Annotated in this window: 9 protein-coding genes; 2 read left to right on the forward strand and 7 right to left on the reverse strand. The window is 47.0% G+C overall.

Going from position 1 to position 8,473, the window contains the following annotated elements:
* Positions 1 to 24 precede the first annotated feature (24 nt).
* Positions 25 to 669, reverse strand: coding sequence for a hydrolase (locus P3C17_RS13000; RefSeq protein ID WP_300929838.1), 645 nt, complete (start codon positions 667 to 669; stop codon positions 25 to 27).
* A gap of 730 nt (positions 670 to 1,399) precedes the next feature.
* Here P3C17_RS13000 and P3C17_RS13005 point away from each other — a divergent pair.
* Both P3C17_RS13005 and P3C17_RS13010 read left to right on the forward strand, forming a co-directional pair.
* The gene (locus P3C17_RS13005; RefSeq protein ID WP_300929839.1) at positions 1,400 to 2,209 is read left to right on the forward strand and encodes a class III extradiol ring-cleavage dioxygenase; all 810 of its coding nucleotides are present in this window, start codon (positions 1,400 to 1,402) and stop codon (positions 2,207 to 2,209) included.
* A gap of 534 nt (positions 2,210 to 2,743) precedes the next feature.
* Entirely contained in the window at positions 2,744 to 3,661 is a 918-nt protein-coding gene (locus P3C17_RS13010) for a LysR family transcriptional regulator (protein WP_300929840.1), read from the forward strand.
* A gap of 150 nt (positions 3,662 to 3,811) precedes the next feature.
* Here P3C17_RS13010 and P3C17_RS13015 read toward each other — a convergent pair whose 3' ends face one another.
* From P3C17_RS13015 to P3C17_RS13040, 6 genes are all read right to left on the reverse strand, one after another.
* Complete coding sequence (locus P3C17_RS13015) at positions 3,812 to 4,834, reverse strand: hypothetical protein (protein WP_300929841.1); 1,023 nt, start codon at positions 4,832 to 4,834, stop codon at positions 3,812 to 3,814.
* A gap of 104 nt (positions 4,835 to 4,938) precedes the next feature.
* Positions 4,939 to 5,337, reverse strand: coding sequence for an OsmC family protein (locus P3C17_RS13020; protein WP_300929842.1), 399 nt, complete (start codon positions 5,335 to 5,337; stop codon positions 4,939 to 4,941).
* Positions 5,337 to 6,257 carry a pirin family protein gene (locus P3C17_RS13025; protein ID WP_300929843.1) on the reverse strand — a complete coding sequence of 307 codons (921 nt, stop codon included), beginning with the start codon at positions 6,255 to 6,257 and terminating at the stop codon, positions 5,337 to 5,339. Before P3C17_RS13025 ends, P3C17_RS13020 begins: the two co-directional genes overlap by 1 nt.
* A gap of 364 nt (positions 6,258 to 6,621) precedes the next feature.
* Complete coding sequence (locus P3C17_RS13030) at positions 6,622 to 7,566, reverse strand: LLM class oxidoreductase (protein ID WP_300929844.1); 945 nt, start codon at positions 7,564 to 7,566, stop codon at positions 6,622 to 6,624.
* Between the two features lie 274 nt (positions 7,567 to 7,840).
* Positions 7,841 to 8,146 (reverse strand): antibiotic biosynthesis monooxygenase family protein, encoded by a 306-nt coding sequence (locus tag P3C17_RS13035; protein WP_300929845.1) that lies wholly within the window; start codon positions 8,144 to 8,146, stop codon positions 7,841 to 7,843.
* Between the two features lie 28 nt (positions 8,147 to 8,174).
* The coding region (locus tag P3C17_RS13040) for a zinc-binding dehydrogenase (protein ID WP_300929846.1) at positions 8,175 to 8,473 on the reverse strand (299 nt) is incomplete at its 5' end.

Genomic DNA, 8,473 nt, shown 5'->3' on the forward strand with positions numbered 1-8,473 from the left:
GCCCGGGCCTTGCCAATTCAGCCCTTATTTAGGTACTGGCGTATTGAGCAACTGCTGCTCCCACATATACGCAATACTGCTGCCACCGCCATGCTGCCTCATGACATCGAGTATCCCGGCAAGGTGCTCGGTCCGCGCCCAGTCACGCTGCCATTCGGACGCCAATGCCATCCAGGTCATCATGTTCACGCCGGCTGCAATCATGCGCTGTATGCCAACCTCGTGGGCCTCCACCGACGTACCGCCAGACGCATCCGTGATGACAGTGACGTCCCAGCCCTCGCCAGCAGCCTGGATAGCAGGCATCGCAACACATATTTCGGTCCACAGGCCTGCGATGATCAGCTGCTTGCGGCCCGTCGCCTTGACCGCGTCCACTGTCGGCTTGTCTTCCCAAGTGTTGATGAAGGTGCGGTCGATGATCTCCTGCCCAGGAAATACATCCGTGATCTGAGGAAAGATGTTGCCGCCCTGCGCAGCGACCACACTCGTCAGGATGGTGGGAACATTGAAGGCTTTGGCAGTCTTGGCCAGGGCCGCCGAATTGTTAATTACCATCATCGGCTCGTGGCTGTTCAGGTTAGCAAGCTGATAGGGTTGATGGTCGATAAGAACAAGTACAGAGTCTTCAGGACGGAGAAGTGAATTAAGGCCGTTACGTAAAGTCATGATTATACCTCTACTGTTGTAAATACATTTAAGTTGCTAAGAGTCGAGCGTCAGCAAGGATGCACATCCGACAGGTAGAGATTGCCATTCCAAATGAAGGGGCGATATTATCTATTGAGATAGTATCCATTAATGACACTCTGCGTCGCGTCAGGGGGAACGGTAAATAAATGTGTTTATCCTCTGGCTCCCGAATACCACCGGAAATATTCTTTGAATGAATCGTCTAAGTATGATCTGGTCTCTATCGCAGGCCACCAGAGAGGACCTGCCTTTTAACAAATGGTTATTTTCAGTAAACAATGACACTCTGCTCCTTTGGCAGCAAAGGCTTACTAGTCAAAATGGTGGTGCGGTATTATCTATGGAGATAGCTCCTTTACCACATTGTGTATGGAGCTCTAAGGGATCTAGGTACATTGAAGGGCAATCTATAGTTGTAGAGAGAATTGCAGCGCGCAAGCTTTGGCTTGTAGTACCGGTTGTTGGCCAACGACTTGCATATGAATAAGGAAAGCATAAGCAAAAAGGCTGATGAATCAAACCAGCTGCACTAATGATGCACAAACTATAAATGCGATGATGACTTAACATGAAGACAGCAGAGTCTGTATCCGCGCAGCTAAATTCAGTTTTATCGAAGCAATAATCCAGTATTTTCAGTTATGTTTCTGCAACAGCATAGGCACAATAGAGCCTCTTTCAGCCGTCATTCCTCACGAGTCACATAATGCAACACACCAAACGACAAGCTCTGTTTATTTCACATGGTGGTGGGCCTATGCCACTATTAGGGGATCCTGGACACCAACAACTGGTTGATACGTTGCAGCAAGTAGCAACTACGTTGCCAAAACCCAGCGCCATTCTGTTAGTGAGCGCCCACTGGGAGGAGCCTATAGCTACTGTAGGCAGCTCTCCCACACCCGGTTTACTCTACGACTACAATGGTTTTCCAGCAGAAGCTTACCAGATACAATACCCAGCACCCGGCGAGCCCGCGTTGGCCACACAAGTGGTCAATTGCCTTCACCAAGCAGGCCTACCCGCTCAGGAAAATGCTACGCGGGATTTTGATCATGGCATGTTTGTACCATTAAAACTGATGTATCCGCAGGCAGATATCCCCTGTGTACAGCTATCGCTGTTAAGCTCTTTAGATGCCAGTGCGCATTTAAAGCTGGGTAAAGCCCTGCAGAAACTGCAATACCCGGGCTTGCTGGTCATAGGCTCAGGCTTTTCATTTCATAATTTGCGGGCTTTTCTTAGCCCACCAACTGCGGAAACCAATGCCCGAAATCAAGCTTTTGATGCCTGGCTAACTGATACCTGCAGCAATACCAACCTTACAACAGCAGAACGGGAATTGCGCCTGCAAAACTGGGCTGAAGCCCCTGCTGCGCGTTTTTGCCACCCGCGTGAAGAACATTTATTGCCACTGCATGTTTGTGCTGCTTATGCGGGCAATGCCAGCCAGACGCATTATGCTGTTAAAGTTATGAACAAAGAGTCAGGTATGTTTTACTGGGTCACCGCGTAACAGATTAAATCACAGGGTCTTGCAGCCAGAAATAGCAGAGTCTAATTGTGATACTCCTGCTTTGAACCATGCTTGCTGCACAAAAACAGTACTGCAATGTGCGTCAATTGATATCCGTGCAGCAGAAGTACGTAACCAGGTTTGGGCGAATTTGTAGTGGTGTCCCCGATGAACCCGGCGGCGGGCAATGATATCTGCCTATCCTGGATAACTGGCATCACGTGGCAGTTTAATTGCAAAGCATGCTGGCCGAAAAAATTTCCGGTGGTGCTTACAATAGTGCCTCATTCGCTCAAGCCAGCCTTACGCCGCCTCTGCTGTATAAGATGCTATGTTTTAGGCTGAAGAAATGAAGTCAGGGCATTTTATAGATCCATGATTTATAGTCCGATAGCTCAAATGACCAAGAAACTGGCGTCAACTGCAGTTTTTCCTACGACAAACTGAGATTACCATTCCAAGGTGGATGCGGTATTATCCAGAACGATAGTATCCATTTATGACCCTCATCGTTTGCATTAAAGGAACTAAAAGTTGGACATCGAAGAGCTGCAAACATTTGTTGAGATTGCGGATGCAGGGGGTATTTCACCTGCTGCACGTAGGCTCGGTGTTTCTAAATCGATCGTTAGCCGAAGACTTTTGAGGCTTGAGAAAGAACTTGGTGTTCAGCTCCTTTCGCGAAGCCCCAAAGGTGCGGCACTGACCGAAGCGGGGTCAACGTTCAGGGATCATGCAGTAAAAGCTTGTACTGAGATCGACATAGCAAGAGAAACGATCCTACCAGAAGGTGATCTGCGCGGCAGATTACGAATTGCTGCGCCGCTGTCTTTCGGTCCAACCCATCTCGCTCCCCTATTGGCAAAAATGGCGCTAAGCCATCCCCATCTTCATATCACTACTTGTTATAGTGATCGCGTCGTCGATCTCATCGCAGAAGGATATGATTGCGCTATCCGACTTGGTTATCTTCAGGATTCAAATCTGCCTGCAAGACAAGTCGGCCCTATCTATGGAACTGTTGTTGCAAGTCCAGAATACATCAAAACTCACGGCGCACCAGAAACGCCAGAGGAACTTCTTACCCATCAAGCACTGATGCAGGGTACTGAAAGCTGGCAATTCATGGATGGTGATAAGGTTATTACGATTCGCCCACAAGGGCGTTTCAAAGCTGACAATGGCTCAGCTTTGGTTGCAGCCGCAATTGCAGGACTCGGCATAGCTATGGTTCCTGACGGGCTTATTCATGAATATCTTGCATCTGGTGCCCTTGTACCTGTGATGACTCGTTATCCTGTGCGCCCGGGCGGTGCATATGTTGTTCATCCGTCATGCTCACATCCGGCACGAAAGATACGGGTACTCACTGAACTGCTGATCGAACATTTTAAAAACGCACCGCATTTTGCAAAGGCTACTTCTGATACTTTCAAAAAGACCAAAAAGTGATGCGTTTTCTCTGAACCTGCAGTCAGATGCTCAGCTAAGCTGGTTAACTTGCAAACTACTCTATTGACCTGGTAAACCTTATACAGGAAAACAATGCATGCTCTCTAACTCTGCCTTTGAGTCAGACAGGGCCTGTTTGGGCAAATGTTTTCAGGAACTGGCTTTGGCTACAGACATTGTACGAATAATTAATTCCAGATCTTTTAACGCGGCAGCAGCAGTTGCTAATAAATTCGATGCGCCCCCCATAACAAACAGCTCTCCCATTTCTGCAGTTTCTACCAGCATTGCTTTCATTCGACCATGAACCGAGGCAAAGGGGTGATTTTTCGGGAACAGTTCAAGTTTTACGCTAATTTGGCAGTTATCTCCATGATGATTAATTACCCCTATCAATCTCGGAGTTAAGTTAGCTTCCTTCCATTGAATGATATGGTCTTGTGTAACCTGTTCTATCCCATCACGCTGAATATCAGTCACCTTTACTTTTGCATCAAATACCGAATTAGCGATGATGATGCATTTATTTGCCGTGTCCCAGCCTTGAGTATCCAATGACGGATCCGCTTCAGCAATACCAAGCTCTTGAGCTTTGTTTAATGCTTCCTGGAAACTACATCCTGTGTCCATCATTTCTGAAAGAATCATATTTGTAGTCCCTGTTAATATGGCTTTAACCTGCCTTATATAACAACCAGCGACACAAACCTGAAGTAAATCCATGGTTGGCAGAGCAGATCCTGTCGCGCCGCTCATTAATAATAAAGTGCCCTGCTGTCGTGCAAGTTCTATTAATCCGGAAACATCATGCACCAAAGCGCCTTTGGATAAGCAAATTACTTTCATACGCCGCGAAAGTGCGTTACGGATATAAGTAAGGCCCGGCTCTCCGTTATTCAGGTTGGTTGGTCCTGCTTCTATTAAAACATCTGCCGGCACTGTGTTGATAAACTTTAAACCAGTCAATCCTCTTGTATGAGTCACGGTAGAGAGCGCGTCCTCCACTGATAATCCTTGCTCAGAAATACGTCCGCCATTGGACGTGCAGACTCCAACTAATCGCACGTCATACTGGTATTGACGAAGATAATAATCATGTCTGGACGCCAGGAGTTTTACTATCTGTTGGCCGACACTTCCCAGACCGGTAATAGCAATGTTCAAAGTATGCATACTCAATCTTCCACCCAAGACAACAGATTAGATAATAGAACCGCATCAGCATGTACTAATTTACTGATGGACTGATCAAGGCGCACAGACTTTTAGCCACAGTCTCAGATTACTTCAGTAATGATTCGGGTCTCACTATGCGCCATCAACTTGTGTATCGGACATTTTCCCGCTATGTCGGCAAGTTTCTGCTTATCCGATGCAGCGAGTTCACCAAAAAATTTCAATTTTACGTTGAGAACATAAAGGCTTTTTGCTTCCTGACCACCGTCACGCTCAATATCAACATCAACGTAATCTAACGGAATATTCTTATTTTTTGCATACATCATTACAGTGATCGCTTTGCATGCAGCCAAAGAGGCATCGTACAAATCATGAGGATCCGGCGCACTGTTATCCCCGCCAAGAGAGGCAGCGACATCTGCAAAAATAGTATGTTGATGGATCCGAATGGTTTGACGAAACGCACCGCTATCACTTTTTCTCAGCTCAATACCCATTAGTTTGCTCCCGGTAAAGGGATAAATTCATCTTCGTCACCTGGTACTACAGGGAACCTTCCTTCGACCCAATCACGTTTTGCCTGCTCGATGCGTTCTTTTCGACTGGACACAAAGTTCCACTCCATATAGCGACTTGATATCTTTTCACCACCTATCATGGCTATCACAGTTGGTTGAAGCGCAGTGACAGTCACTCCGTCAGCATCCGACAGAATAATCATTTGTTTTTCAGTATAAATACGCTCTTTGATCTTTAGCTCACCACTTGCAATATAGATCCCTCTCTCAACCTCATTGGGTAATTCAAGAGTCTGCCCCGGAAGCAGCTGAGCTTCCAAATACAAGGTCCGGTAAAACTCTTTTACCGGAGACTTCACCCCATAGGCGCGCCCAATCATGACTCGAACTGACACACCATCTACAACAACGGACGGTATCTCAGCTGACGGATAATGATGAAATTCAGGATCTATTTCTTCTAACTCTTCAGGTAAAGCCATCCACAATTGCAAGCCATGAAGTCCACGCCTTTGTTGTGTTATCTCGGATGCCTCACGTTCAGAATGCACAATACCTTTGCCTGCAACCATCAGGTTAACGGCCCCTGGCGTTATCTTCATGAAAGTGCCCAAGGAGTCCCGATGTAATACTTCACCTTCAAATAAGTAGGTAACAGTAGCTAAATTTATATGAGGATGAGGCCGAACATTAATGCCAGCCCCTGGCTGGAAGATTGCAGGCCCCATCTCATCGAAGAATATCCATGGGCCCACACTGCGTTTTTCCATCACAGGTAAACACCGGTTGACAGTAAAACCGCCTAAGTCTTTGGGCTTGGGTTGTATAACAAGCTCAATGGCATCACAACCTTCCACAGCCTGGCATCTTGTCTCAAGTTCTAGTTGTTGAGTACTCATAGCGTTTTACCTCTCATTTATAGTGACGGCTTAATAGGAACCAGCTCAGGTTAATTTCTGTGAGCTGCTATTTTGGTGCAATGGCTTTGAAGCTAATTTCAACAGTTACTCTGGTTAGCTTGTCAAAAAAGTCGACATGGTCTGGAATAATGCTGCTGGTAAGCCTTGGCACACAGGGGTATTTAATTTACTAAACCTGGTCGCAAAATAAACCTATACATAGGCATAGGTTTACTTAATGGAATCGAATGGAAAAAGCATGCAAGGATAGGAACCTATGTGGAGTTATTTTTCAAAATGGGGAAACCGGACAAGGCCCCTGAATAACTCCGTAGCCAAAGAGGTCGTATTGTTCGAATCTTCCTTAGTTGAAATATGGCAAAATTTCTTTGGCCAGTCGTTTCAAAGTAGTTCCGATGTCGGCCTTGTTAAAACGAAGATTCAATCCAACATGGTTTATGCCAATAGTCTGGAGTTCTTTCAAATAAGAACGCAGAGCATTGACACCAGAGCTGAACCCCAGGTGTATCGGACGAAGTGGAGCATGGGGATCCTCCTGAAGATCTATATAAAGCGATTGCATTGCTGGCTTGTCCGCAATACCCGCTTCGTCCATGCGCTTGCGCCAGTCAGTAATAATGGCCGCCTGGGAGTCGATGCGTCGCGGGTATGTAATCCAACCATCGCCATTATGTGCGAGCCATTCGGGGCTCTGCCGACTGGAACCTGTAATCAATAATGGCAATTTTCCCGATGTCGGCTTGGGGATAAGATCGATACCAGGGCCCGGACTACCGAACGCATTCGTGAAGCCCTGAGAGTTCCCCCAGGAATTGCGAATATAATCAATGCTTGAACGAAAGCTTTCTCCGCGGCTGTCAAACGGACGGTTAAATGCTGGGTATTCTTCCGGGCGATCGCCAGACGCAACCCCCAATAATATGCGCCCACCAGACAGAACATCGGCACTGGCGGCCGCCTTGGCCACGTGAGCAGGGTGTCGCAGCGGTAAGACAATACTTGACACTCCAAGCGCTATTCGACTGGTGTTGCCCGCTAAATACCCCAGGTATACAAAAGGATCGAATATCTGCCCTGCGTCACCAAAAGTCGGAACGTTGAAAGGCACGTCGCGCAGCCATACCGCGCTGAATCCCAACTCCTCCACCAATTGCACCCGCTGTAAATGATGCTGCATGGTGGGGACTGCGCTATACGCATGATTTTCAATCGGAACGAAAATACCTAAGCTAAGGCGCCCCGGCTTAAATGTTTCACTATAGGCCTTATTGATTGCCTGAAAACTCATACTGCCTCCAATGACCATCAGGCGTAAAGGAATGGTTTCCCCCTCTCCCCTGACCGCTAAATTCTGTTTAATTTGCTGTGCTTTGCACCTTGGTGTCGGATCAAAACACCAGATGTCAAATTGTTAAGAGACAGGTATTTTAGTCTCTCTTAACCTGTCACCGCCCCGGCTGACCTTTCACTAACGCGTAAAAACGCATTACTTTCAGCTTAGCTTTGCTGCCGTCAGAGCCGATCCCAATATTCCCCGGGGAGGTGTCGAGGTGCTAACATTTTTAACCTCCTATTGATGTTGGTGCCGTATTGAAGTGAAAAACCTCTACTTCGCCCTGTATGAAAGGCAGCAGTGCATTAATAAAAATTTCATGCGCTTCACTTGGCTCAAAAAGCTCAACATGATCTTCGTAGCTTCGCCATTGCACCATTAAACTGATACGAGACGGATCTTCGATCTCCTGGCTAATGATGTGCGACTGATAACCTTCAGCGTTTTCAACGTAGGTTTTCACATCGGCAAAAGTATCAAAGAAAGCTTTTTGTTGCTCAGGTGCAACTTGAAAGCGGGCAATTTCAATAACCATTGATTATTCCTCCAGGTTTATGACTTCATTAAGCAGTTACATCGATGGCAATTTTGCCGCGTAACCCATTGGATTTTTGTTCAAGCCGGGCATGCGCCTGACCCACTTCAGAGAGCGGATACACTGCACCAACCACCGGCTTCAACTGGCCTCTTTCGACCAAACGAGATAAGTCATCTAACTTGCCCCGGTTTTGACGGGTAAACACAAAGTGATAACTGGCATTGCGTCCCCAGGCTTCAATCAGGTTTTGCGGAGTAGCTATGTCGACTATGCTGACCACTCGCCCCAGTTGCGCCAGTACCAACGGGCTTTTCTGCAGCGTAT

The sequence above is a fragment of the Rheinheimera sp. 1928-s genome (assembly GCF_029269265.1).
Taxonomy (GTDB): domain Bacteria; phylum Pseudomonadota; class Gammaproteobacteria; order Enterobacterales; family Alteromonadaceae; genus Pararheinheimera.

Bases quoted from the DNA above. Each gene is read 5' to 3' on its own strand.
- P3C17_RS13005 (WP_300929839.1), top strand. From the start codon at position 1,400: ATGCAACACACCAAACGACAAGCTCTGTTTATTTCACATGGTGGTGGG.
- P3C17_RS13000 (WP_300929838.1), bottom strand. From the start codon at position 669: ATGACTTTACGTAACGGCCTTAATTCACTTCTCCGTCCTGAAGACTCT.
- P3C17_RS13025 (WP_300929843.1), bottom strand. From the start codon at position 6,257: ATGAGTACTCAACAACTAGAACTTGAGACAAGATGCCAGGCTGTGGAA.
- P3C17_RS13035 (WP_300929845.1), bottom strand. From the start codon at position 8,146: ATGGTTATTGAAATTGCCCGCTTTCAAGTTGCACCTGAGCAACAAAAA.
- P3C17_RS13030 (WP_300929844.1), bottom strand. From the start codon at position 7,566: ATGAGTTTTCAGGCAATCAATAAGGCCTATAGTGAAACATTTAAGCCG.
- P3C17_RS13015 (WP_300929841.1), bottom strand. From the start codon at position 4,834: ATGCATACTTTGAACATTGCTATTACCGGTCTGGGAAGTGTCGGCCAA.
- P3C17_RS13020 (WP_300929842.1), bottom strand. From the start codon at position 5,337: ATGGGTATTGAGCTGAGAAAAAGTGATAGCGGTGCGTTTCGTCAAACC.